At 48.3% G+C, this 26,887-nt stretch carries 11 protein-coding genes; 3 read left to right on the top strand and 8 right to left on the bottom strand.

Annotated elements, in window-relative coordinates:
* Nucleotides 1-21: 21 nt before the first annotated feature.
* The 8 genes from DWZ67_RS13130 to DWZ67_RS13095 all read right to left on the bottom strand — a co-directional run bounded on the left by DWZ67_RS13130 (nt 22) and on the right by DWZ67_RS13095 (nt 16,111).
* On the bottom strand, nt 22-1,155 hold the full coding sequence (locus DWZ67_RS13130) for a glycoside hydrolase family 76 protein (RefSeq protein WP_120139025.1): 1,134 nt from the start codon (nt 1,153-1,155) through the stop codon (nt 22-24).
* 14 nt (nt 1,156-1,169) lie between these two features.
* On the bottom strand, nt 1,170-2,318 hold the full coding sequence (locus tag DWZ67_RS13125) for a SusE domain-containing protein (RefSeq protein ID WP_120139023.1): 1,149 nt from the start codon (nt 2,316-2,318) through the stop codon (nt 1,170-1,172).
* Between the two features lie 33 nt (nt 2,319-2,351).
* Nucleotides 2,352-3,962: a RagB/SusD family nutrient uptake outer membrane protein gene (locus DWZ67_RS13120; RefSeq protein WP_120139021.1), complete on the bottom strand. Its 1,611-nt coding sequence runs from the start codon at nt 3,960-3,962 to the stop codon at nt 2,352-2,354.
* Between the two features lie 15 nt (nt 3,963-3,977).
* A complete protein-coding gene (locus DWZ67_RS13115; RefSeq protein WP_120139019.1) occupies nt 3,978-7,154 on the bottom strand; it encodes a SusC/RagA family TonB-linked outer membrane protein in 3,177 nt (1,058 codons plus the stop codon).
* Nucleotides 7,155-7,296: 142 nt separating this feature from the next.
* Nucleotides 7,297-8,760, bottom strand: coding sequence for a glycoside hydrolase family 125 protein (locus DWZ67_RS13110; RefSeq protein WP_120139018.1), 1,464 nt, complete (start codon nt 8,758-8,760; stop codon nt 7,297-7,299).
* Nucleotides 8,761-8,794: 34 nt separating this feature from the next.
* Entirely contained in the window at nt 8,795-10,012 is a 1,218-nt protein-coding gene (locus DWZ67_RS13105) for a glycoside hydrolase family 76 protein (protein ID WP_120139072.1), read from the bottom strand.
* Between the two features lie 225 nt (nt 10,013-10,237).
* Nucleotides 10,238-12,304, bottom strand: coding sequence for a beta-L-arabinofuranosidase domain-containing protein (locus DWZ67_RS13100; RefSeq protein WP_120139016.1), 2,067 nt, complete (start codon nt 12,302-12,304; stop codon nt 10,238-10,240).
* A 177-nt stretch (nt 12,305-12,481) separates the two neighbouring features.
* Nucleotides 12,482-16,111: a glycoside hydrolase family 38 C-terminal domain-containing protein gene (locus DWZ67_RS13095; RefSeq protein WP_120139014.1), complete on the bottom strand. Its 3,630-nt coding sequence runs from the start codon at nt 16,109-16,111 to the stop codon at nt 12,482-12,484.
* 245 nt (nt 16,112-16,356) lie between these two features.
* On the opposite strand from DWZ67_RS13095, the gene DWZ67_RS13090 reads away from it, so the two are divergent.
* From DWZ67_RS13090 to DWZ67_RS13080, 3 genes are all read left to right on the top strand, one after another.
* The gene (locus DWZ67_RS13090; protein WP_120139012.1) at nt 16,357-18,306 is read left to right on the top strand and encodes a glycoside hydrolase family 97 protein; all 1,950 of its coding nucleotides are present in this window, start codon (nt 16,357-16,359) and stop codon (nt 18,304-18,306) included.
* 160 nt (nt 18,307-18,466) lie between these two features.
* Entirely contained in the window at nt 18,467-22,534 is a 4,068-nt protein-coding gene (locus DWZ67_RS13085) for a hybrid sensor histidine kinase/response regulator transcription factor (RefSeq protein WP_120139010.1), read from the top strand.
* A gap of 22 nt (nt 22,535-22,556) precedes the next feature.
* Entirely contained in the window at nt 22,557-26,813 is a 4,257-nt protein-coding gene (locus DWZ67_RS13080) for a glycoside hydrolase family 2 TIM barrel-domain containing protein (protein WP_120139008.1), read from the top strand.
* The last annotated feature ends 74 nt before the right edge of the window (nt 26,814-26,887 follow it).

Genomic DNA, 26,887 nt, shown 5'->3' with positions numbered 1-26,887 from the left:
GACACATCTTTGATTACAGATTTATTTCAAGCTCTTGTCAAAGAGAGCTTTGGCTTCAATCAAAGTACAGCCACTTGTTTGTGTAGTCAGATGGTTGTTACCACTGTTGTTCATTGCCCAGTTGGTATTATACAGCAGGTCAAGCTTGTTGATACCCTTGCGCCACAAAGTCTCGGCGTTGTTGTTAAAGAAGGTGATGAATTTCTTCTTATACGCGGGTTCCAAATCAGGCTCCATAATCAAGTGTACATAGTAGCGCATGAAGATGCCCTTGAACAAGCCTCCGTCACCGTCACCTTCATCACGGAGCAAGTTGTTTCCGGTATCTATCATACCACTGTTACTGATACCGAAATTGGCAGCCTTACGAGCATCTTTCAAGTAAGACTCCTCTCCGGTAATCTTATACAGTTCGTAAGCAGTACCCAAGAATGTACCTTGGTTATAGGACAGGGAAAGCGTATTCAACTCACCCGTTTCGCCGTTCACATTATCGTAGATAGCACCGGTAGCAGGATTGAATAACTTCTCACGCTCCCAATTATAGATTTTGATACCCCACTGCAAATCTTCCTCACTTCCGTTGATATTGTAAAGTCGAGCAGCAATCAAGCTGGCAGGACCGTTGGAGCAAGCATTCTTGCTCCAAGGCTGGTCGTGAGTCCAAGCAATACCACCGTCTGCGTAATCATTCCAACCGGTCTTGATTTCATCCCACATCTCTTGAGCGGTTTGTAAGTACTTGCTGTCATCGGTAGCCTCGTACAAACGAATCATAGTGAGGGCAATCCACTCCATATCATCGTAGAAGTTATTCCAATAACGACCTCCGTTTTTTGCCTTGATACCGGTGTACCATTTATCGAACAAGTCGCTATACTTAGTGTCACCCGTACGGTTATAGGCATCTATCATTACGTCCATGGCATGAGCCTGCGGCCAGTAATGGAAATCCTTGATTGAGCCGTCGTTTCCGTAGTTGAAGTAGTTTCCCTCCGCATTCCAGAAACGGTCTATCAGTGTCACGGAACTGCTGTCGGCAGCCGCTTCCCAATCTATGGTATAAAGCCCCTTGTCGTACATGTACTCGTCTTCTATCTCGCACGACTGAAGCGCGAGAAGAAGCAGGGGCAGGCAGAATAATATTTTTTTCATAATCTCTCTTTAAATTAGTCAGCCAATTCTACTTTGTGAGTATAGTTCTCTACGTTGAATATCACGCTAATCTTGGTGATGGCACCCGGATTGTAACCGTCGGCCGCACCATCGAACTCGTTGTTCAGTTTCCACTTTTGATCCCATTGATTATCGGGAGTCTCCATAATGTAGAAGTAAGGATCTTCGGGAGTAGCCGCACCCGGATTGGAATCTGTGGTATTCTTGGTTCCCCAATATTGTATGCTGCCATCGGCATAAGTCATCAGGAACTTATAGCGTTGGTCGCGTCCCCAGCCTTCCTGCTTGAATTCCACCTTGTCCTGACCACAGAACACACCGTTTCCGACATAAGGCAATTCAAAGGTAGTGGCACCACTCGGACAGAAATAGAATTCCATCTTACTTACTTCCTTAATGGTTACAGATGCAATAGAGAAATCCATTTCGATGCGATAAACACCCGTCTTTTCTACGGTTGTCTCACCTTCACCTTCCATAATCCTGTTGCCACTTATGTAGAATGTCTTGGCACCTTCGGCTGCCCTATCTACCAACTTATAGGTCTTACCACCTTCCAACTTCGTAAATACTTCGAACTTATCCTTTTCGGGTGAAGCACAAGCCACAGCCTTAGAAGCATCCACACCACCTTCAGTAGCATTTCCAGTCAGGTAAAGCTGTGCCGGAATCTCTTCAAATCCTACCAAGCGAGTGATGGTGAGGCTCTTGCTTTCCTTTGCCATGGCATAATTCAAACCTCTGGAAGCCATTACTGTCCAAACGAGTGTACCCGTCTCACCACTGTTCAATCCGGCAGCCGCACCAATCTTGTTCAGTGTCTTGTGGCTTATAGTAGCATAGTTCAGAGAACCGCCATTGTCGGAAAGCACTTTGTAAATGGGTTTGGAGAAATCTCCGCCTTCTTTATCGAACACTACTTCATAGAGCGGGGAGCCGCTGTCTTCTGCCTTAGCTGATTCCCATTCAAAGAACAGGCTGGCGCTGGCCGACGACTGCAAGGCTACTTCCTTGCCGTCAGTAGGTTCATATAACTGATTTACTGAGGAAACTTTGGAGTCCTTATATTCCATGTCTTCCGTACAGGAGGTAGCAAAGAGGACTGCCGAAAAAAGAGCTATTGTTGAGAATATTGTTTTCATTGTTCTTTTATTTTTAATGAGTTTAGATACACGTTAATTTCCATATCCCGGATTGTTAGGTGCCAGGTTGGGATTCAAATTGATTTCACTGATGGGAACTGCCCAAAGGTAATCTCTCGCCTCCTCAAACTTGCGGGTGTCAAGCTTGTTCTCGTCCACAAAGCTTGCGCCGCGCACCTTTCCCGACAAGTATTCGTTACCGGCCTTCCAACGCTTGATGTCATACCAGCGCAAACCTTCCATCGCCATTTCCACACGGCGTTCGTCACGGATAATCTGCCTCATCTCTTCCTTGCTCTTTCCGGCAGGAAAGTTCAAGGCTGCATCGGCGGTGAATCCGGCACGCTCGCGGATGGGACGGATGGTCTTGTTCCATACTTCTTCAGTCATACCGCTTGTTTCGTGAACAGCCTCAGCATACATCAGCAAGATGTCAGCATAGCGCATAGTGATGATATTCATACCGGAATTCTGGTCACCGGGAGCCTGCGGATTATAGTACTTGCGGGTGAAATAACCGGTAGAAGTACCGTTTCCGCCACCATCGTAGGCATCGGTTCCCGAACCCGGACGGATGTTGATGACTACGTCCTTGCTGCCATCGTCCACATTGCCGCTCCAGTCATAACCATCATAAATGATGGTGGCTGTGAGACGTGGGTCACGGTTGTTGTAAGGATAAGCAGCGTTATAATCTGTCCCGGCTTCGCTGATAGTCTTTCCACTAAGCATCAGATAGGTGTCTACCAACGATTGTTGCGGCACACGGCTCACGGCACGTCCGCCTCTTGACAAAGGAATCATGTCTACCATCTCACCCCAAGTAATCAAATTGGGTACATAGGAACGGTCCATGATAATCTCTTCATTATACTCATTGGCTTCATCAAAAAGTCCGGCATAATCAGGAAACAAGGCATAAGTACCATATTCGCCTTGCTTGTTCATCAGGTTGTCGCAATAAAGCATCACGTTGCTCCAATCGCTGTCCATCAGGTAGACGCGGGCCTGCAAAGCACAAACGGCGCCTTTGGTAATCTTGCCTCTTTCTTCTTCGGGCAACTGATCACGCGTGGGGAGCGCATCCTTGATGTCTTCCAGCTCTTGGTGAATGAAGCTGATGATGGTTTCGCGGTCTGTACGGCTTACACTCCGTGATTCTTCCAGCGTGATGTCTTCCGTAAAGAAAGGTACTGCACCATAGAGGTTGGTCAGACGGAAGTAGAGGCTTGCACGGATATAGCGTATCTCAGCAACCATGCGCGCTTTAACTGACGCATCCATATTGGATACCAGGTTCACCTTTTCAAGGAACACGTGGCAGGTCTTGATACCTCCGTAAAGGTCTTTCCATTCGTTCTTGAAGATGTCGAGCGAGGGAGTGGCCATACCCTTGCGGATGGCACGTTGGTCGTCCACACTGCGACCGTCGTAAGCGTTGTCACTCAAACTTTCATCGCTCCACATACGGCCTGCATTGTACATCTGGCTGTAGGCCATGTTCACCACATACTGGGCTTTGGTGGTGGAAGTCCAATAGGAGTTATCCGTAAATTTGTTTGTCGGTGCGTTCTCCATCTCGTTGCAACTGCAAAGCATCAGAACAGCCATCCCGGCAAAAGCTATGTATTTTCTTAGTTTCATAGTTATCTGTTGTTTTTAGAATTCAATGTCTATACCGAAACCATAGTAACGGAGCGTCGGGTAGTTTCTACCGGAGTTGGCACCACTGTTACCCATCTTAGAGTCGAACTCGGAAGATTCGGGGTCAATGAACGAGTTGTTGCTGAAGGTCAGCAAGTTCTGTCCGTTGACATAGATACGTGCCTTTTCCATGCCCACCTTGCGGCTCCACGTTTTGGGGAATGTATAACCAATCTGCAAGTTCTTCAGACGCAAGTACTTTCCATCCATCAAGAAGAGGTCGGAACCTTGTCCGTTACCGTAGTTGTTTCTGTTGGAAGTAGAACCCGGAGCAGTCAGTCTCGGCCAACGTGCATCGGTATTGGTGGGAGTCCAGAAATCCAACTGATGCTTATAGATGTTATAAGAGTAGTTGGCGTGGAACGGCTCAATCAATTCACCACGGAGCATCATTTCACGTTTGCCCACACCCTGCCAGAACATACCGAAATCGAATCCTTTCCATTCCACATTGTAGTTGAAACCGAAAGTCAGGCGAGGGAAGGCGTTACCCAAGATAAACTTATCCTTCGAGTCGATGACACCGTCTCCGTTACGGTCCACGAACTTCACGTCACCCGGCTGTACCTTTCCACCTACGGGAATAGCCGATGCCTCAATCTCTTCGTAGCTTTGGAAAAAACCGTCCATCTTGTAACCGTAGTAAGACTCTAACGGACATCCTTCACGGGTGATGCGGCTCAACTCTTCTATTTGTGAGATTCTTTCGTGACCAGGGTACTTCAGCACTTCGTTCCAAGAGTCACCAAGATTGAAGTTGAAGTTATGATTTGCACCGCCCGTCTTCAAACGATAGTTAATGGAGAGATCCCAACCTTGGTTCTGCATCTCGCCAATGTTGTCCATCGCCATATCCGTACCGAACACCGAGGGTACGAGGGGCTTCATCAAAATGTCGCTCGTACGCTTGTAGAAATAGTCGAACGTCACATTCAAAGCATTGTTGAAGAACGAAGCGTCCACACCCACGTTGAAGGTCTTGGTCTTTTCCCAAGTCAGGTTGTTCTTGCCCAACTTGAAACCTGCGCCCGATACCGTCTGGTTGTTGTATGCGTAAGAGTTGTTGTGCAGTTCGTAAACAGTGAAGCGGTCATAAGTACCGATAGACTGGTTACCCAAGATACCGAAAGAAGTACGCAGTTTCAAGTCGCCCACACGTTCCTTGTAAGTCTGCATGAAGCTCTCCTCGCTCAAGCGCCAACCCAATGAGACGGAAGGGAAGAAACCCCAACGGTAGTCCTTATGGAACTTGGAAGAAGCGTCATAGCGGAAACTGAACTCCGTATAATATCTGTCAGCATAAGAATACCCCACACGTCCCAACAGAGAAGTCAGACTGGTACGGTTGGATTCATCTACAAACGTTTTTCCTGTGATATTTCCCACAGTACTGTTGGTAATGTCTGTACCAATGCCCAAGTCGGGATCTACACCCTTCTTTTCAATCTCATTGCTGGATGAAGTGAACGATTCATTGGTTACTCCGAAAAGTCCGGTGACATTGTGCTTGCCGAATGTCTTGTTGTAGTCCAGCAAAAGTTGGGTATTGATGAGGTAAGCCGTATGGTTCCAGTTACTGGTCCTATAGTCGGTATCTTTCACCGGACGCGGTTCGGTAGCCTCTTCATTCAGGTAATAGGCCACACCCAGATTGCGGGTGGAGCGCATGTCGTTTATCACGTCCGCACCCAATACTCCACGCAGCTTCAATCCGTCGATAAGGCGGAATTCGGCATTTACGTTAGCGTTCAGGTAGTTGTTGCGATACTTGTTGCGGCCACCGGCTTCCAAAGAACCCAATGGATTGAATTCACTCAACACATCGTTCAGCAGGTATCTTCCGTCTGCCGATTTCATTTTGTAATAATAGTAAGTCGGTACACGGGCAGCATCCACCTCCAAGCTTCCACCGGTGGTACTTACGCTGTTGTTGCGTGTATAGGCCAAAATAGCATTCAGCTTCAAGCGGCCCACTTCTGTGGTAATGTTAGTACGGAAGTTATAGCGTTGCACACCAAAATCATTGTTTCCCACGTAGTTGCTTTCCTGGTCATAATAGCCCAAAGACACCATGTAAGTAGTCTTGTCACTACCTCCCGATACACTCAGGTTGTAGTTTTGCTGAAGAGCCGTGCGCATAATCTGGTCGAAAAACCAGCTCTCCTCGTTTTGATGGGCAGCCAAGTCACGAATCTGGTCGGGCGTATATTTGGGGGCCTCTCCCGCATTGGTGGCAGCCAGGTTACGTAGGGTAGCATTCTGATAACCTTTCACCGGAGAGAACAAGATGTCCGGATTCTGCCATCCCATCATGCCACTCAAGCGGACTGTCGCACGCTGGTTCTTCTTACCCTTCTTGGTAGTAACCAACACCACACCGTTGGAGGAGCGTGAACCGTAAATGGCTGCCGCGCCGGCATCTTTCAGGATGGAAATGTTTTCTATGTCGTTGGGATTCAGTTTATCGAAGCTGCCGCCATCGGCTACCAATCCGTCGATGACGAAAAGCGGACTGTTGTCGTTCACCGTACTGATACCACGGATATTAAAGTTAGTCTTGCGGTCATTGGGGTTACTGCTGCGCTGCTGGATAACCACGTTGGGCGCGGCTCCTTGCAAAGCGTCTGTCATATTGGCCACGGGACGGTCTTCGATCATGGAAGCCTTTACCTGGTCCACGGCACCCACGGCACTCTTGCGGGTAGTGGTACCATAACCAATGACAATGACCTCATCCAGTACCTTGGTGTCCTCTTTCAAGATAACATTCAGCTGTTTCTGATTTTTCACTGCAACTTCCTGAGTAGCATAACCTACATAGGAGAAGACAAGAATGTCTTGGGCACTGCAAACAATGAAATAGTTTCCATCCACGTCCGTAATGGTACCCACACCTTCTTTACCTTTGACAGTAACACTTACTCCAATCAGGCTTTCGCCTGTGGCATCCTTGACGGAACCTTTCACCGCGGCATTGCTTTGCTGCACCACGGCAACACTCTCCGCATGGGCATAAGCCACGGGAGCTTGCGCCAGCATAGTCACGGCAGGCAAGGCAATAAGCCAGAACTTACAGTTCCCGCCTATCCGAGCCAGCAATGAACTTACTGTGTACACTCGATTCTTTTTCATATTATTTAAGATTAAACATTATAATAAACTGCGATAAAAAAGGAAAAAGAACACAAACAGCACCAATAAACAACCGATTCATGCAATCCGTGTTCCGATCCTTATCCTAACGCACTTTATTGATTTTAAATGATTTCTGTTTTTACAGACTGTTCAGCAAATCCACTTTACCCTCGTTCACCAATTTCAGAATCAGCTCTCCAAACAGCGTGTTCTGCCAAGCAAACCATGCGCGGGTAAAGTTAGCGGGGTCATCCTTGTGGAAAGACTCGTGCATGAATCCCGTACCGGCATCCGTATCCATCAGCATCCTGATACAGGTCTTTATCTCCTCATCATTCTGGCTGGTAAATGCCTTCATCATAATACTCATGGGCCATACCATATCATAACCGATGTGCGGCCCCCCGATACCTTCGCCGGCTTTGCCTTTGAAGAAGTAAGGGTTACTATCGCTCCACACAAAACGGCGTGTATTCTGATAGATAGGGTCGTTTACATCCACATCACCCAAGTAAGCCATGGCGAGGAGACTAGGTACATTGGCATCGTCCATTAACAAATGGTTGCCGAATCCGTCTACTTCAAACGCATAGATGGTTCCAAACTTGGGATGATTGTAAGTAGCGTATTTCTTCAAAGCTGTCTCTACCTCGGCAGCCAGCTCAGTGCATTCCTTAGCCAAGGTGTTCTCCTTGTTCACTTCCGTCAGGATTTCGGCAGCCTTTCTCAAAGAAGAAACGGCGAAGAAGTTGGAAGGAACCAAGTATTGAAGCGTAGTGGCATCGTCCGACGGGCGGAAAGCAGAAACAATCAGCCCCACGGGATTGACCGGAGCACCCAGACCATCATTGTTCAAGGTGTCAAGGGCACGCTCTGTCTTGCGTTGAAAATGATAAGGGCCTACACCGTCCTTACGCTGCTGTTCCTTGAAAGTCTTCAGGATGGCAGTAATCGCTTTCATCCATTCACCGTCGAAGATGCTGCTGTCACCAGTCACTTTCCAATACTGGTAGGCCAGACGAAGCGGATAGCAGAGGGAGTCGATTTCCCATTTGCGCTCGTGCAGTTCGGGCTTCATGTCTGTCAGGTCTGACATCCAGCTACCTCCTGTAGGCCCATCGTTGAAAGCGTTAGCGTATGGGTCGATGTTGATGCAAAGGAACTGACGACGGATAACGCCTTCGAGCATCTCTTTCAACTCGGCATCATCATTGGCCAACTGTACATACGGCCACACCTGTGCACCGGAGTCGCGCAGCCACATGGCATGGATGTCACCGGTGTACACAAAAGTGTCGGGCTTACCATCCAGCATACGGAAGTGTACGGTAGTGTCGAGCGTGTTGGGGAAGCAGTTTTCGAACATCCAAGCCAATTTGGGATTGGTAAGCAGCTGCTTCACGCGAACAATCTCGGCTTCCACGACTTTTGAAGTAAAGAGGCGTTTCTTCATTTTCGGACGATTGCTTTTATAAGCGGCAGTCATCAGAGCGTAGTTCTCCACATGGGTATTGTCACCTTTCAAGGTGAAAGTCTCTGTCTTGGCATAACCTTGCATACAGAGCAAGGCTGTAGCGCATAGGGCAATGTTTCTCTTTTTCATTGTCTTATTCGTTTTTAATTGTAAAAGGCTGATATTAGCGGACTGTCGCCAAACGTGCGTACATCTCTACCATGGCGGCTTGTGTCAGCAGCCATTTACGCTTGTCGCGATCCTTGCCGGTGAAGTCGGTATTGAAAAGACCGTTTTCTTCACGGGCATGTGCCCAGGCGTAATCCAAGCTCCGGGCAAAGGAATCAAGGTAAGTCTTGTTACTGTCTGTCTGATAAAGTTCAACGAAACCGCGCAGCATAACAGCAGTGAACCATACATCACCTTTCTTCAGCATATGAAACGGTTCTCCCTGTTCGGGCGTGAATTCCGTGAAGAAGTAATTGTGACAAGCGGCAGCAATCGCCTGCGCATCCTCCAAATACTGTACATTGCCGGTAAGCTGATAGAGCAAGGTGGCCGACTGCATCATCTGCCCACTGTTGTAGGCAAATTTGGCACGACCTATCTCGCCGTCCAAACGCATGTTGTCGAAGTAGAGGCAATCGGTAGTGTCTTGCAACGTTGCCTTGGTCCATTCGTACAAGCCCTTTCCTTTATCAAAATAAGAACTGTCTTGTGTAGCCTTAAAAAGTTTCAGGGCAAAAACAGAGCCGGGAGCGTTGGAACAGGTATTCTTCGACTCTTTCTTCTGTTCGCACCAGTAGATGCCGCCTCCCAGGCAATCATCCATACCGCTTTCTATAAACTTCCAGATAAGCTTGGCGCTTTGCAGGTAGTTGGCTTGGCGAGTCATCAGGTAGACATCCGTGAAGTCAATGCCGAGCCACACGTTGTCATCGTAAAAGCGGTCGGACAGCGGAGCATCCTTGATGTAAGAAGCATACGCTTCGGGCATGCGACGGGTGTCGAAGTATTCGGCAAGTCCCGGCAGCACTTTCACATCAAGCAGCTTCTGATAGTTCCCGAAATCTTTCTTATTCTCTTTCGTAGCCTCCATCAGTGCATTCACGGCAGAGAAGGTGCCGGAATAGGGCCACAGATAAGAATAAAGATTAGGGCGATTTTTCTGTTCCTCGGAAGCCAGATAAGTGGCAGTGTATCCTTCCACATCCGAGGGATAGTTCTCACGCAACAGGCAGGTACCCGGTGCAGAATAGTGAGCATATAAAGAATCAAGTGTTTGTGTAGATTTGGCCAGCATGGCGTTGTCCGCTGCGGCCGGTTCTTTCTGTGTTTTGCATCCCGTCACTGCCAAGGCGCATGCCAGCAGGCAGAGGAGTACTTTCTTGGATTTTTTCATCTTTTTCAATGGCATTAAATTGTTCTACTTGTTTTTCTTCACTCCATCGTAAGGAGCCTTCCTTTTTATATATAAATCCTATTAAAAACGATTGCAAAAATAGGCAGTAGGCTTAAAAGCCAACTATAAATCCGTGACATAACCGTCCATATTCCGGACATGGCAGGATTTTGAAACAAGTTTGTCACAAAACAAATACACTGCTTCCCACATATCTCGGAAACATCATTTCCCAACGATCGGGAATTCCGAAATACGCAAGGTTGTACAACCGTAGGGTATCAGCGTGATTTCTTGTTCTCCTCCTTCGGCACCGCTACAGAAAGAGAAGGGCTGAGGCCCTGCCATCTCATTATATACTGTCCAGGTAGGGATAAGACGAGCCTTCATCTTTATTTCAATCGGCGCATTTTCCTGATTCCAAGGAAAGTCTGATTGCAGTTTTTCGCTATTGATGCTCACTTGGGCCGCCTCGTCCATTCGGTTACGGTCAAAGTCCACCAATCCGTAGTTCCATGGGTCGGAGGAAGTCACCTGGTAATAATAAGGACCATACCAACTATCCTTAAGCTCTTTCTTTTCCCAGTTTTCTTCCATTTTCAGGGCATATACCAACGGACCTCTTTCAATAGATACTGCGTTTTCATACCATGTGCCGGTAGAGACCTCCATGGGCAGATACAGTTCAATCTTGTCATTCCGCTTCCATGTACGGTCTACGATGGCTGTTTTCCCGCCTTCGACAGTTTGTTCCATCTTTCCATTTACCCGTATTTCAGCTTGCTTGCACCACTTCGGGACACGCAGGTGGAACGGAAATTTCACTTGTTTCACCTTATTCTTCACCTCTTTGATGGTAAAAGTTATCTGATGATCCATCGGATAGTAAGTATCTTCACTGATAACCACCGATACATTATCACCCACGTTGGCTGTTACTTCCGACGGAGAATAGACAATGGCTGCAATGCCGTTATCAGGTGTGGCATACCATAGGTGCTGTGTAAACTTTGGCCAACCTTGGTGCATATTCGAAAAACAACACGGGTATCCGGTCAGAGTGCCGAAAGCAAGGTCTGTCCCTTCATGATCCTGGTCGAAGTTGCGGCGGTGGCGCGTTACCATCACCTGATTCGGTTGCTGGAAGTATTGCTTGGCCATAAAGTCATCGGATATTTGGGTCGGTAAAGCATTAAAGGCAATGCGTTCCAAATGGTCGGCAAAGTCTATGTCTCCCGTAATCTCCACCATTTTCTCCAGCGAGTACATCAGCTCTACGGTCGAACACAACTCCGAGCCTTGTGTAGGATTGTTTCCATGCAAAGTCTCATCGCCTCCATACATGCCTTGCGGCTGCCCGTGGAACCGGCGAATATCCCGAAAACCTTCCTTGACGGCATCAATATATTTCCGGTCGGTATCTTGTTGATAATAAATAATCGGTTCTTTGATGCCTTGCGCCAGATTGACACAGTGTATAGTGCAGGTTTTGCGTAAATCTCCCCTGTCTACCATATCAGTGAAGCTGAAACTCTGCCGGTGCAGCAAATGCCCCAATTCAAGCAAGAAGTCCTCTCCCGTAAGATTATAGAGCCAATATACAGCTTGCAGATTGTCACAAGCACGGAATTCGGCCCAACTGCTCCAGTGTCCTAAAGGTTTTTGCGGCAAGGTGTTCAGTTGATAACGGAAATATTTGGTCATAAAAGCGACGACTCTCTTATCGTTCGTTGCCGAATAATACTGCTGCAGGATTTTCAGCATGACCATACGCGGCCACCAGTCGTGCGAGTTATCACGTTGCAGCCCCGGCTCTCCCGGATAATCTTTTTCCGGACCGAAAAATCCGTCCTCGCGCTGGCTCTGCAAAGCCCATTCTATCCAAGGTTGCACTTTGGCTTTCAAGGCTTCATCATCCAGTATATATGCCAAAGGAAGCAGGCCGTCAATCCAGTACGGGCCGCGTTCCCACTGGTCGCCATCACCGCCTAACCAGCCATTGCGTTTGCCCATAACCGAAGGGTAAAGAACGTCCATCTGACCGCTGGCACCATTTTTCTGGCGAACCAGCATTTCGTGCAACCAGCCTTTAGGCTTGATGCTGCCTAAAGGAAGTTCCATCAAGGGCTTACGGAGTAGAGGATAGCGATTATTCTTGTAGTTTCCTTCTACCACCCGGCTCAAAAGAGCATCCGTTCGTTTCTCTGCCTCAGGCGTAAACCACTTTTGAGCAGATACTGTAAAGAGATTAGTAGCTAATAAACATGCAACGGCAAATATTCTAATTCTCATTTTTCAAGGTATTTATTAAAAACTGTTTTGATTTTGTCAGCTGCCTTCCGAGAGTTGTTAACTTACAGCCACCCATATATCATCATCTGTTTATCAAATGCTTACATCTGATTCTTCAGATACTTGTGCCTGTCACCACAGACACAAGTACCTGAAGAATGGGGCTATAATGACTGTTTATTCGTACACTTCCATTTCGTAGATGCGCGCATCCTTACCGGAAGCCGACTGCATGGGTTGCGTCACCAAGAGACGCAGGTAGCGGACACTTTCGGGCTTGCCCAGCGTACGGTTCACCACATTCTTGCTGTTGCCTGAAACAAAATCCAGTGTACGCCATTCGCCGTTCTTGTCGCTCTTGCCTTGCAGGAAGCAGGTGGAAGTGACGTAGGAATGGCTTTCGCCGGCAGCGTTCAGCAACCTCCAGCCGTTGATGCTTCTCTCACTGCCCAGGTCAAAGTCTACGTAATGGGGCATTCCGGCAATGGCACACCACTTGGTGTCTTCGTCACCGTCTACCATGAAAGCCGGTTTCTCTTTCTCGTTCACGTAGCTCGAACATCCCATTATCATGTCCTCCTTCAGTAAGTTCACTCTCTGCACGGAGTTTTCCACCTGATAGTCATCTCGCTTGTTTGCCGTGCGGAACAGTTCGGAAGCAGGACAAACGGGGGTAGTGGCGGCATCAGTCAAAGTAGCGGCAAAGATAACAATATCCTTGTTATCGGGTAACACCACCTCGGTAGTCTTTTCGGGCAGGTCGATGGCGAACTTGAACATGTAGGTGAACTCATACGGCTGGTCGCCTTCGCCGGAATGACGGTGCGTACCCACGTAGGCCACTTCAGCGTCTTTCAGATAGCCTTCCGTATGTCCGGTGTGTCCCCACTGACCGATGAATCCCGTATAAGAAGGCACGATGATTTCCTGCTCAGACCTGCCCGCACGGAATATTCCCTTTACATCTTTATCGGAAGCAGCGGCAGCAAGGATATAGAGGCGGTTATAAGCACGGTCGGCAGGCAGTTTCAGTACATTGCCCTTGCAAGCCATGCCGTTCAGTTCCTCGCGTGTCTCCAGTTTGAAGGGCACTCCATGCACATTCATCTCAGCAGGTATCAATTCGGCAGCGTAAGAATAACCGGACTCAAAATCGGCAGCAGCCTTGAACTCGTTCCAACTGAAGCACTTCTTGTCATAAGCAAGCGGCAATGATTCACCAACCGCCTGCACCTTCTTACCGGAAGCGAAACGCACCTTATAGGTCTTAATGCTGTTTGGACTGACTGACACTTCCAAGCGGTTTCCACTGAATGTAGCCTTACCGATGGTCTTTTCCGTACCATCTGCCTCTACAGCAGCCACAAGGTCGTCGGCAAAGACAATCGAGGCTTTCTGTGCCTGCTTGCCTGCGGCTTCGTACACGCGTACCACATACTCATCCGAGCTTTCGGCTTTCTTCAAGGCTTTAATAAGGACATTGCGGTTGTCGGAAGAAGCCAATGAATAGCTCTTGCCCAATTCACCGCGATGCTTTCCGGTTGCGAACGCCTTGATGCGCTGGTTCAGCAGTTCGGCATTCTCGCGGGTCTGAACTACGTCCAAAGCGCCTGCATGACCTACCAAACTGTAAGTAAAGATATGACGACCGAAGTCCTGACGGTCTTGGTAAGCATAGTTCCTTTTTGTCTTCGGAGTGTGCAGCAAAGTGAGACGCAGGGTATTGTTGTCGGGCTTGTCCCAGCCGTATTTGCTGTCGTTCATGATGGAAACGCCGTAAGAACCGTTCGCTTCTGTCAGGTCCGCCCAGTATTGGGCATATACTTCGTAAGCGGTCAAGATGTTATTTCCTCTCTGCACGCTACCCACGCCCAAGTCGTAAGTAGCTTTCTCGTTGTTCAGGTTGAGGGGGAACTCGGCCTTCAGCAGGGCGTTGGCAGACTGCCAGTCCACTTCGTTGGTGAAGTCAATGCGGTGGGCCAATGCGCCTTCATACAGATGGATGTACTGACGGAAGAAAGAGTCGCCGTGACGTTTCTCCACGCACAGAGTCTTGCGTAATGCGCCGTTTTCGCAGAGAGTCATTTTCACATCCTCGGTGATGGAGACAGGAGTAGCATCCACGGTCTTTTTCAATATCTCCCATGCCGGCCATTCGAACGACTCGTTTTCAGTGAAGAGGGCCAGACGGATAGCCTTGCCGGCTTTCACCAGCTCCTTGTTGTTTTTCTTGTCGAGCAGCGAAGTGATGTCACCGTTCTCATTCAGTGTCAATTTGTAGAGCGAATTCTCGATACTTGCAGCTTCAACAACAGATGCCTTTTTACCCTCTCCGGAGAGACGGACATCGTAAACCGCATATCCGTTGGCTGGTACAGTGGCTTCTACCAACAAGCGGACCTTTCCATCGGTGTATGAAACCAACTGAGAAGCCACCTGCTTGCCTTGTTCATCGTACACTGTCACGCCTTTGGGGAAACGGGAAGCTTCCACTTCCATGCTCACCACATCGGTAGCCTTGAAGCCCGAAGCGTTATAAAGCACTACGGGAGTCCCCTTGACACGGGTGTCAAGCTTGCCCGCCACACTCTCCACGGCATGAGTCAGGATGCCGGAGAATTGCTTCAGAGAGAGCAATTCATCGTTCCAGGAGAATTCGTAGGCACGAGGAATGCTGGTACCCGTCAGGTCATCGTGGAACTGGTGGAAAATGAAGCGTTGCCAAGATTCCGACAAACTCTTTCCGGGATATTCGGCAGTCCCTAAAAGAGCGGCAGCCACAGAAGCGCGTTCGGCTGCATCGCCCAAAAGTTCATTCTGGCGATTATAAAGCTTCATGGCTGCCTGTGAAGTGTAGCAGCCGGTGCCGTGAACGTCCATCAGCAGTTCGCCGTCGAATACGGGAAGCTCGGAATGAGCGTTATATGGTTGGTAATCCTTAAACAGTCGGTCACTGGTCGCACTGATAATTTTCAACGGCCCGTCTCCCTTGATGCCTTTCTCCACGGAAGCCACGGAAGCGATGGTAGGTGAACCGCCCACATCACCTGTGCCGTAGTAGCGGTAAACGGTATTCAATGGAGTACGTTTGGAGAGTTCCATCAAATCTTTGCTCTGTGAAAGGTCTTCGTTATTCCAGCGGCGACCGTAATCGTATCCATGAGCCAGCATGATGGATGCCCCATCCACACCTTTCCACAATCCGATGGTAAAGGGATGCTTGCTCTTGCCGTAGAAAGGATTGCTACGCCAGTCCAGTTTCTGCGAAGAGAAGCCTATCAGTCCGCAATGAGCGGCAACGGTAGGCAATGTCCAACCGAATCCGAAGCAATCGGGCAGGAAGATGTCTGTGCTTTCCACACCCAACTCCTTGCGATAGAACTCCTGTCCCAACATGATGTTGCGGATGAATGATTCGATGGAAGGTACCAGCGTGTCGGTAGCGTCCCAACTGGCTCCACTTACGTGCCAACGGCCTGCCTTTACAAAGGCTTTCATCAATTCGTATTCACGGGGATAATACTCCTTCATCCAAGCGTATTTCACACCACCCTCAAAATTGAAGATGTAATCGGGATACTGGTTCAAAAGGAAAAGATTTTGGTTCAGAGTGTTCCAAACATACTCCTTGATAGTGGTCTGGATGTCCCAGTTCCACTGCGTGTCCAGGTGGGCATCCGCCACCATATACGCTTTCGCCTTCTTCGGCGCAACGGTCTGAGCCGACACTTGCCCGCCTACAACGGCCAGCATCATGGCTCCCGCAATCAGACGAGCCTTCCCCGTCAACATTCGTTTCATTTTCATGGTTCAGTTATTATTGTTTTTCATTTAAAAAGTGTCTGTTCCAAAGGTACAAAGTACAAGAATCCGATTCTTCGTCTTCAACACAAAGATAGCCCGTCCTCCACTCCCATGCTGTACAAATTCACGACATAGATGTGTAAAAAGCCGTTCGTGGCGAAATTTTATACACTTATGTCACAAATGAGACACACTTCTTGCGAGGCACCGACTATCTTTGCATACCATAAAACCCAAAAGCTAAGAACATGAAGAAACAATTCCTACTCACGGCAGTCCTCTGCTTCTCACTGGCCACTTTCGGACAGAAAACACATCAACTGGCTTCACCCAATGGAAACATCCGCATCTCGGTGGAGCTGACCGATCAAATCCGATATGACGTGACCCAAGGAGACCAAACACTGATGGATGGCTGTGCCATCGGTTTGGAAACTGCCAACCGCCAGTTGGGCTTCCGCCCCAGACTGAGCAAAGCGGTGCGCCAAAGCATAGACGAAAAGCTGACTCCAGTGGTGCCCCTGAAATTCTCTACCGTAACCAACCGCTACAACCAATTGCTGCTGAAGTTCAAAGGAGGCTATTCGGTAGAGTTCCGTGCCTTTGACGACGGATTCGCCTACCGCTTCCTCACCGACCTGAAAGGCGAGCAAGAGATAATGAACGAAACTTTCTGCCTGAACCTTGCGGACGACTGCCTGCTGCACCTCCAGCAACCCGGCGGTTTCAAGACCGCCTACGAAGAAGAGTACCGTCACCAGACCAGCAGCGAGTGGAAAGCCTCCAACCGCATGGCCTTGCTTCCTCTCTTAGCCGACACACGAAAAGGTACCAAAATCCTTATCAGCGAAACCGACCTGACAGACTATCCCGCCATGTTCCTGAAAAGTGACGGGAAAGGCGGCATCACCTCCGCCTTTCCCCGCCTGCCCCTTGAGTTCGGCGAAGACGGCGACCGCAGCCTCAAGATTCTGAAGGAAGCCGACTGCATGGCACGCACCGCAGGAAAGCGCAGCTATCCGTGGCGTTACTTTGTCATTACCGACGACGACCGCAAACTTATAGAAAACACCCTCTCCTACCGTCTTGCAGAAAAGAATGCCATAGAAGACACCTCTTGGATCAAGCCCGGGCTGGCCAGCTGGGAATGGTGGAACGGAGCCACACCCTACGGTCTCGACGTGAACTTCAAAGCAGGCTGCAACCTCGACACCTACAAGTACTTCATTGACTTCGCATCCCGCTACGGCATAGAATATATCGTAATGGACGAAGGCTGGGCGATGAGCACCCGCGACCCCTACACGCCCAATCCCACGGTAGACGTACACGAACTCATCCGCTACGGTAAGGAGAAAAACGTAGGCATTGTACTGTGGCTCACCTGGCTCACGGTGGAAAACCACTTCGATCTGTTCGAGACCTTCGAAAAGTGGGGCGTGAAAGGCGTGAAGATAGACTTCATGGATCGCAGCGACCAATGGATGGTAAACTTCTACGAACGTGTGGCACGCGAAGCCGCCGAGCACCACCTCTTCGTCGACTTCCACGGCTCCTTCAAACCTGCCGGATTAGAATACAAATACCCCAACGTGCTCTCCTACGAAGGTGTGAGAGGCATGGAGCAAATGGGCGGATGCCGCCCCGACAACAGTGTCTACTTCCCCTTTATACGCAACGCGGTAGGGCCCATGGACTATACTCCCGGTGCCATGCTCAGCATGCAGCCCGAGGTTTACCGTTCCGAACGCCCCAATTCAGCCAGCATCGGCACACGTGCTTACCAGATGGCACTCTTCGTCCTCTTTGAAACAGGCCTGCAGATGATGGCAGACAATCCCACCCTCTACTATCGCAACGACGAATGTACACGCTTCATCACCCAAGTGCCCCAAACATGGGACGAGACCATCGCCCTCGAAGCCGAAGCGGGAGAGTATGCCATCGTAGCCAAACGTAAAGGAAATCAATGGTATATAGGAGGCATGACCAACAACCGCGAACACGAACGGGTCTTCAACATCTCCCTCGATTTCCTGCAAGAAGGAAAAAATTATCTCATGACCTCTTTTGAAGACGGCATCAACGCTGACCACCAAGCCATGGACTACCGCAAGCAAGAACAATCCTTGAAGAAAGGCGACCATATCACAGTCCGTTTGGCACGCAACGGTGGATTCGCTGCGGTCATTCGCTAATCATATCCATACCTATCTGCTCCGTACAAATACATTTCTAAGGATACGGAGCAGATACAAAGCAAACTGTAAGCCTACAACTAAAGAAATATATTGCAAAAATTGACTGTTTCCACCTTAAAATATATCTTTGCAACTCAAAATCAATACAACAAGCCACATGAAAGACATATACTGGAAAGGCCATACGATTTTATTGCTCATCAGCCTCTTATGCTGTTTTCCGGATTTTGTGTACGCTTACAGCCTACGGCAATTCTCCAATAAAAACGGTCTTTCCAATAGTGCCATCCAATCCCTTTACCAAGATAGCCAAGGTGTACTATGGATAGGAACATGCGACGGACTGAACGTGTTTGACGGCAACAATATCCACCTATATACGCCCGTTGATGTGTCACGTAACCTATTGTCAGGCAACATTATCAGCCAGATCGTAGAATCAGAGCCAGGCATACTGTGGTTACAAACCAACTACGGGTTAGACAGATTGGATACATACCGACAGACCTGCCGGACCTTTACCGAATTCAAGGACAACATCTTCTTGGCACGAAGCAACAATAAGTGCATGTTAGTGCTGAAAGATGACGGAAATCTGTATCACTACCAACAAGAGAACCAGAAATTTCTCCAGTTAAACACCCCTTCCATGGATTTTAATAAAGTACTGTCCATGACCATCGATTCCAACAACCTGCTTTGGATATTCGCAACTGGAAACAACACTCGTTGCTATCGTCTGAACCACACGGGAAAAAGCGTGACACTGATTCCGGAAAAGCCATTTGGACATCACGGCTTGAAGCATGCCTTCATCGGAGAAGATTCAGCCTACTTCATTGATGAAACCTATGCCCTCTACGAATATAGTTTCAGCAACCGACAGTGTTACTACATTGCCGACCTGAAAGACGAAATAGAAAAACGAGGTGAAGTATCTTCCATCATCAAACGAGAAAATGACTTCTGTATCGGTTTCAAAAGCAGCGGCTTGATAGTACTGAAATATGAAGCAAACCAAAAGATTAAATACCGTATAGAATACACTGAAATACAGTCGGGCATCTTCTGCCTGATGAAAGACAAATTTCAAGATATCGTATGGGTAGCTACCGACGGAGAAGGGTTATACATGCTTTACAATGACACATTCACCATGACCAACACCCTACTCAACACTCCAGCATATCAGGTGAACAACCCGGTACGCAGCCTTTACCTCGACCCACAGCAGACCTTATGGATAGGAACCAAAGGCAGTGGCATATTGCGTATACCGAATTATCTTGTCAACAATACACCCGAAAAACATGATCGTCTCATCACCGGTAACAGCACATTGACTGACAACTCCGTCTACTGTTTTGCACCCGGTGGAAAAGACCGACTTTGGATAGGTACGGAAAACGGAATCAATTATTATTCCTACTCTACCCACCAATTGAAAGAACTGGCGGTACAAGCCAATGGAACCAAAGTGAAATATGTGCACTCCATTGACCAAACCAATGACAGTACACTGTGGATTTCCACCGTGGGCGAAGGAATCGTAAAGGTGACACTAGAAAATCAGAGAAAAGATCCTATTGTGAAGCATGCTACACGGACTTTGGTGAGTAACGGACATATGGCATCAAACTATTTTTTCACCTCCTACCGTGAAAGCAGCTCTGCGCTGTGGTTCGGGAACAGAGGGCTCGGAGCCTACCGCATTGATGTACGTACTGGAGAAATGGCACAGTTCCGCTTCAACAACTTGGTAAACAGCCAAACCGCCAACGATGTGTTCGCCATACACAAAAACGAACAAGGCTACTGGCTGGGCACTGGATCAGGGCTTCTCCGCTTCTACTCAAACGAAGACGGAAACCCAGACAGCATCAGTGCAAAGCTCTACACCAACAGCACCGTACATGGTATCTTGGAGGACAACCGAGGCAATCTCTGGGTGAGTACCAATCAAGGATTAATGAGACTCAATCCCCAAGAACAGACCAAGCAGACCTACAACAACGGAAACGGACTGGCCGTGACCGAATTTAGTGATGGAGCCTTCTACAAAGACAATGCTACGGGAATCCTTTTCTTTGGAGGTGTAAACGGCTTCGTCACCGTGAAGCCCGATTCTTACATCACCACGGACTATATGCCCGAAATCAGCCTGAAAGGACTTTCCATCTTCGGTAAGGAATACAACCTGCATGACTTTTTACATTACAAAGACGGGAAGCCCGTGCTACAACTGGACTACAAACACAACTTCTTCCAGCTCAACTTCCGGATAACAGACTACATTAACGGAAACGACTATTTCTACTCCTATAAACTAAAGGAAGCAAGCGACCAATGGATAGAAAACGGAGTTTCACCCAATGCCATCTTCTCCAACCTTTCCCCCGGAGAATATACTCTGTTTGTGAAATACCGCAACAACATCAACGGTAAAGAAAGCCATCCGCAAGCCTTCACCATTTACATCGCTCCTCCCTGGTATCTCAGTACCTGGGCCTATGTGGGCTACTTTTTGTTAGGGTTACTATTATGTACAGGCATAGTCGCCTATGCATTCTATACCTACCGCCTGAAGCGGCAGCACATGATGAAGAAAATGGAACGACAGAAAAAAGAGGAAGTCTATGAATCAAAACTACGCTTCTTCACCAACATCACCCACGAGTTTTGCACCCCCCTCACCCTGATTCAGGGACCGTGCGAGAAGATACTCACCCACAAGGAGACAGATATCTACACGCACCGCTACGCCAAGATGATTCAGCAAAATGTGGAAAAGCTGAATGGTCTCATTGTGGAATTGCTGGAGTTCAGAAGACTGGAAACGGAAAACAAAATGCTCTCCATACAGCCGCAACCTGTTTCCGAAAAGTTAAGGGACATCGCCGAATCCTTCGGTGACATGGCGGAAAACAGAGAAATGAACTACTGCCTTGACATAGCCCCCGAACTGACATGGAACACCGACCTGAGCTGCTTCAACAAAATAGCCGGAAACCTCATATCCAACGCTTTCAAGTACACACCCGACAAGGGGAACATCAGCGTAACATTGTACACGAAAAACGAACGTCTTATTTTGAAGATAGCCAATACCGGCAAAGGCATCACACCGGAAAATCTCGGAAAGATATTCGACCGCTATAAGATTCTCGACTCCGTGGAGATGAACGGCAAAAACTCAAGAAACGGACTGGGGTTGGCCATCTGCAAAAACATGGTGACCCTGTTGGAAGGAGACATAAACATCGAAAGCACACCGGGCGAACTGACCACCTTCACTGTAAGCCTTCCCTCGCTCCCCCCAAACGGACAAGAAGTACCGCAAACTGCATACGAAGCGGCTTCTCCAAGCATTCCCACCGAAGAAGTGCAAGAATTGCCCGAAAAATACACCCAAGAATTCGACGCAAACAAGCAGACGGTCATGGTGATAGATGATGACCCTTCCATGCTGTGGTTCGTATCCGAAATATTCACAGAGAAATACAACGTACTCTCTTTCAATAATGCCCAAAAGGCATTAGACAGCCTGGAGCAACGACAGCCAGATCTCATCATCTCAGACGTGATGATGCCCGATATAGATGGGTTATCCTTCACCTCCACCATCAAGCAACACAAGCTGTGGAGCCATATTCCCCTAATCCTGCTCTCAGCACTGCATCACGAAGACGACCAAGTAAAAGGACTGGAATCGGGGGCGGATGCCTATGTCACCAAGCCTTTCAATGTGAAATATTTGGAAAAGATGGTCTATCATCTCATCCGCCGCGAAGAAAACCTGAAGGAATATTATAGTTCGGCACTCAGCACCTTTACCTGGAAAGAAGGAAGCTGCTTGCACAAAGAAGAACAAGAATTCTTAGAGAAAATGACAGAAGTCATTGAAAAGAACTTAGCCAATCCAGACCTGCAAGTAGAACTTTTGAGTAAGGAAATGGGCTACAGCAGCCGGCAGTTCTACCGCAAACTGAAACCACTTACTGACAAATCGCCTGCCGACATCATCAAAGAATACCGCCTCTCCACGGCGGAACGCTTGTTAGTCTCCAGCAACTTCACCATCGAAGAGCTGATGGACCGCACGGGATTCACCAACCGAAGCACTTTCTATAAAGCTTTTTCACAACGTTACGGAATGCCACCCCGTCAATACTGCGAACAGCAAAAGAAGAACGTGAAGGAAGGACAGGAAATCACTAATACTTAATCATCTTATACCATCTGTATTTATGAAAAGAAGCTCTTTTTTGAGTATCGCATTCACCGGGCTGCTTGCTACCGCAACAGCACAAACTCACGAACAACCCGAATGGAATGACCTGAACATTTCGGGAGTGAACAAAGAAACGGCATGCCAAACCGCTATTCCCTTTGCCGACGAAGGACAAGCCCTACGCCTGAGCATCGAGGAATCCCCCTATTATCAAACTCTGAACGGTACATGGAAATTCCATTGGGTGGCCGATCCCGAAAAACGGCCGAAGGATTTCTTCAAGCCCGACTACGACGTAAGTGGCTGGGATAACATCAAAGTGCCCGCCACATGGCAGATAGAGGCTGTACGCCATAATAAGCCCTGGGACAAGCCTTTGTATTGTAATACCATTTACCCTTTCTGTGATTACAGTAAAGGAGTACAATGGCCCAACGTCATCCAACCTCGCCCGGCAGACTATACTTTTGCCAACATGCCCAATCCCGTAGGCAGTTACCGACGTGAATTCACTTTGCCCACATCTTGGAAGGGCAGAGATGTATTTATTCGCTTCAATGGAGTGGAAGCAGGTTTCTATCTTTGGTTGAACGGTAAAAAAGTGGGCTATTCAGAAGACAGCTACTTACCTGCCGAGTTCAATCTGACTCCCTATTTACAAGAAGGAAAAAACACATTGGCAGTTGAAGTGTACCGTTTCACCGATGGAAGTTTTCTTGAATGTCAAGATTTCTGGCGGTTCAGCGGTATCTTCCGCGATGTATTCCTATGGTCAGCACCACGCACGCAAATTAGGGACTTCTTCTTCCGAACCGACTTGGACGGAGATTATCGTAATGCTACAGTTTTTTTGGACGTGGAAATCACCGGTAAGAAAAGTTCTGCCGAACTCATAGTGAAGCTCTCCGACACAGAAGGAAAGGAAGTGCTATCACGCACTATCCACGCCACAAAAATAGGTAGTACCCATCTGGAATTCGATGTGAAGAACCCACTGAAATGGACAGCCGAAACACCCAGCCTCTACAACCTGACCCTGACCCTAAAACAGAAAGGAAAAGTGACAGACCTACGTAGTGTAAAGGTAGGCTTCCGCGAAATAGAGTTTGCCAAAAACGGACAACTGCTGATTAACGGCAAACCCACTCTTTTCAAAGGTGTCAACCGCCACGATCACAGCCCATTGAATGGCCGTACCGTCTCCAAAGAAGAGATGGAAAAGGACGTACAACTAATGAAAGCGCTGAACGTAAACGCCGTCCGTACCTCCCATTACCCCAACAACCCTTACTTTTACGACCTATGCGACCGCTATGGCATCTATGTATTGGCAGAAGCCAATGTAGAGTGTCACGGCGAAATGCGTCTCTCACACGAGCCACAATGGGAAAAATCATTCACCGAGCGCAACGAGAACCAAGTGAAACGTTTCCGTAACCACGCTTCCATCGTAATGTGGTCCATGGGCAACGAATCGGGAAACGGAAACAACTTCTCCACTGCTGAAAAGGCCATCAAACGTTTGGATACTACCCGCCCCACCCACTACGAGGGAAACAGTTCTTTCTGCGACGTGACCAGTTGCATGTACCCAAGTGTGGACTGGCTGGAAAACGTAGGCCGTGAACGATTGGAGAAAATACAAAAGGGCGAGATCGTGAAACCGCACGTAGTATGCGAGTATGCCCATGCCATGGGAAATTCCATAGGAAACTTCAAGGAATACTGGGAAACCTACGAACGCTATCCGGCACTCATCGGAGGTTTCATCTGGGATTGGGTAGACCAAAGCCTGCGTATGCCCACTCCCGACGGCAAAGGCTTCTACATGGCCGTAGGCGGTGACTTTGGTGACAAGCCCAACGACGGTAACTTCTGTACCAACGGCGTCATCTTCTCCGACCGTACATTATCTGCCAAATCCTATGAAATGAAGAAGATACATCAACCCATCCGCATAGAAGCATTAGGGAATGGCAAATATAGAATCAGCAACAAGCGATTCCATGCCAATATGGAAGACCTCTACGGGAGATACGAAATAACGGAAGATGGAAGGACCGTCTGCTCAGGCAATCTGGAAGATTTGAAGCTGGAAGCACAGGCAAGCAAAGTCATCACCCTGCCAGACATACCCGCAACGAAGGTACCCGGAGCAGAATACTTTATCAATTTCAGTTTCTGCCAAAAAAGAGATACCGAATGGGCAAAAGCCGACTACGAGGTAGCCACCGAACAATTCAAGCTATCAAGCAGCGAGAAACCTATATTCGTACCCGAAAAAGGAAACATCAATCTAAACGAAACTGCCGACGCATTGGTGGTGAAAGGTGAACGTTTTGAAGCTGTCTTCTCCAAGGAAGAAGGAACTTTATCGGCATATACATTGAATAATATCCCCCTGATAAGTAAAGGACTCGAACTGAACCTCTTCCGTGCTCCCACCGACAACGATAAACAGGTAAGTGGCGATTGGCAACGCAAAGGCCTTTACCAGCTGCAAGCGGAAACCGGCAAATGGGAAACCCACCAAGAAGAGGACAGAATAACCCTGCACATCCGGAACTGCCACAAAGGTAAACTCGGTTTTGAGTATCGCACAGAAATAGAATACACCGTAAATGCCGATGGTTCCATCATGGTGAACAGTGTCATCATCCCGGTATCCGACAGCGAAATCATTCCGCGTGTGGGCTATCGAATGGAACTGCCCGAAGGCTTCGAGCGTATGCGTTGGTATGGACGTGGCCCATGGGAAAACTACGTAGACCGCAAGGATGCCACCCCAATAGGCGTATACGAAAGTACAGTATCCGACCAATGGGTGAACTATGTAAAGCCTCAGGAGATGGGTAACCATGAAGAGGTACGCTGGATTTCCATCACCAACGCCGACGGTATGGGCTTCGTTTTCGTGGCAGGCGACCAAATGGCGGCTTCTGCCCTGCATGTCAGAGCACAAGACATGGCAGATCCCGACCATCTGCAAAAACTGATTCACAAATACGACATCCCGATGCGCAAGGAGACAGTTCTTTGTCTTGATGCCCACAATCGTCCTCTGGGCAACGCAAGCTGCGGTCCGGGCCCGATGAAAAAATACGAACTGCAAGCAACTCCCGTAGCATTCAGCTTCATCATGATGCCTTTGGAAAGAAGCTACACGCAAAGTGAGCTTACCAAGAAAGCACGCGTACAGATGCCTGCATGCATGCCCGTAATGGTAGAACGCGATAACAACGGTTACCTGCAAATGAGTACTGGAACTCCGGACGCGACCATCTTCTACAGCCTTAACGGTAACGAATACCGGGAATACACAGCTCCATTCGAGTTCATTGACGGTGGAAAGATACAAACATACGCTGTTTCCGGAAAATTAGGCAAGAGCCTGGTCACTACTATGGAACTACCCATATTCGTAGACCACTCGGCATGGAAGGTGGTCTCCTCCAGCAGCGACAGCCAAGGAGAAGAGGCGCAAAACGCCATCGACGGAGACCCTTCCACGTATTGGCACACCCGTTGGCACGAACCCATTCCAGAGTTTCCACACAGCATTGTGGTAGACATGGCTTCCCTACTGGTAGTGGACAAATTCATCTACACAGCACGACATTCCAATGATAACGGACACGTCAAAGACTACGAGCTAAGCTTCAGCAAAGACGGAAAAAATTGGGAAAGCACCGTCAAAGGTACATTCTCCAATCTGACGTCTGCCCAAACCATAACATTGGAAACACCCGTCACTGCCCGTTACTTCAAATTCGTTCCCTTGTCCGAAATGCACGGCAGGAAATGGGCTTCGGCAGCCGAACTGAATGTGAGCATCCTGAAAAACATCAGCGGAGCATCCCAGAGACAAATAGTGGTCTCCGTAGACAGCGATGCAGACAACAGCATGAAGCTGGCGGCAGACGGTAACATAAACACCTATTGGCACACGGTACACAACCAATTCTACATAGCTCCCTACCCTCATGAGATACATCTTTCCCTATCCAAAGAGGCCACTATAAAGGGTATCCGCTACACTCCGCGACAAGATAGCGAAGAAGGACGGATAGCTTCCTATGAAGTATATGCAAGCAAAGATGGAAAAAATTGGGGGCAGCCCATTATCTATGGCACCTTCCATATAGGTACAGCAACGCAAACTATAGAATTTACTCCTTGCCGGGCACGTTATGTGAAACTATTGGGATTATCGGCCCATGACAAAGGAAAGAAAGCTGCCATAGCAGAATTAGAGATAATCTTGGAAGAATAATTTTAGAGGAAAAACTATTAACCATGGAGTTTCAGGGCTTGTGCAAAAACTTGTACAAGTCCTGAAATTCCACG

Origin of the sequence: Bacteroides sp. AF34-31BH, from assembly GCF_003602795.1 — a bacterium.
In the GTDB taxonomy this organism is placed as follows: domain Bacteria; phylum Bacteroidota; class Bacteroidia; order Bacteroidales; family Bacteroidaceae; genus Bacteroides; species Bacteroides uniformis.
Note: the sequence above shows the minus strand (reverse complement) of the source record. Positions and strands in the feature narration are given on the sequence as shown.

Bases quoted from the DNA above. Each gene is read 5' to 3' on its own strand.
- DWZ67_RS13130 (WP_120139025.1), bottom strand. From the start codon at position 1,155: ATGAAAAAAATATTATTCTGCCTGCCCCTGCTTCTTCTCGCGCTTCAG.
- DWZ67_RS13125 (WP_120139023.1), bottom strand. From the start codon at position 2,318: ATGAAAACAATATTCTCAACAATAGCTCTTTTTTCGGCAGTCCTCTTT.
- DWZ67_RS13120 (WP_120139021.1), bottom strand. From the start codon at position 3,962: ATGAAACTAAGAAAATACATAGCTTTTGCCGGGATGGCTGTTCTGATG.
- DWZ67_RS13115 (WP_120139019.1), bottom strand. From the start codon at position 7,154: ATGAAAAAGAATCGAGTGTACACAGTAAGTTCATTGCTGGCTCGGATA.
- DWZ67_RS13110 (WP_120139018.1), bottom strand. From the start codon at position 8,760: ATGAAAAAGAGAAACATTGCCCTATGCGCTACAGCCTTGCTCTGTATG.
- DWZ67_RS13105 (WP_120139072.1), bottom strand. From the start codon at position 10,012: ATGAAAAAATCCAAGAAAGTACTCCTCTGCCTGCTGGCATGCGCCTTG.
- DWZ67_RS13100 (WP_120139016.1), bottom strand. From the start codon at position 12,304: ATGAGAATTAGAATATTTGCCGTTGCATGTTTATTAGCTACTAATCTC.
- DWZ67_RS13095 (WP_120139014.1), bottom strand. From the start codon at position 16,111: ATGAAAATGAAACGAATGTTGACGGGGAAGGCTCGTCTGATTGCGGGA.
- DWZ67_RS13090 (WP_120139012.1), top strand. From the start codon at position 16,357: ATGAAGAAACAATTCCTACTCACGGCAGTCCTCTGCTTCTCACTGGCC.
- DWZ67_RS13085 (WP_120139010.1), top strand. From the start codon at position 18,467: ATGAAAGACATATACTGGAAAGGCCATACGATTTTATTGCTCATCAGC.
- DWZ67_RS13080 (WP_120139008.1), top strand. From the start codon at position 22,557: ATGAAAAGAAGCTCTTTTTTGAGTATCGCATTCACCGGGCTGCTTGCT.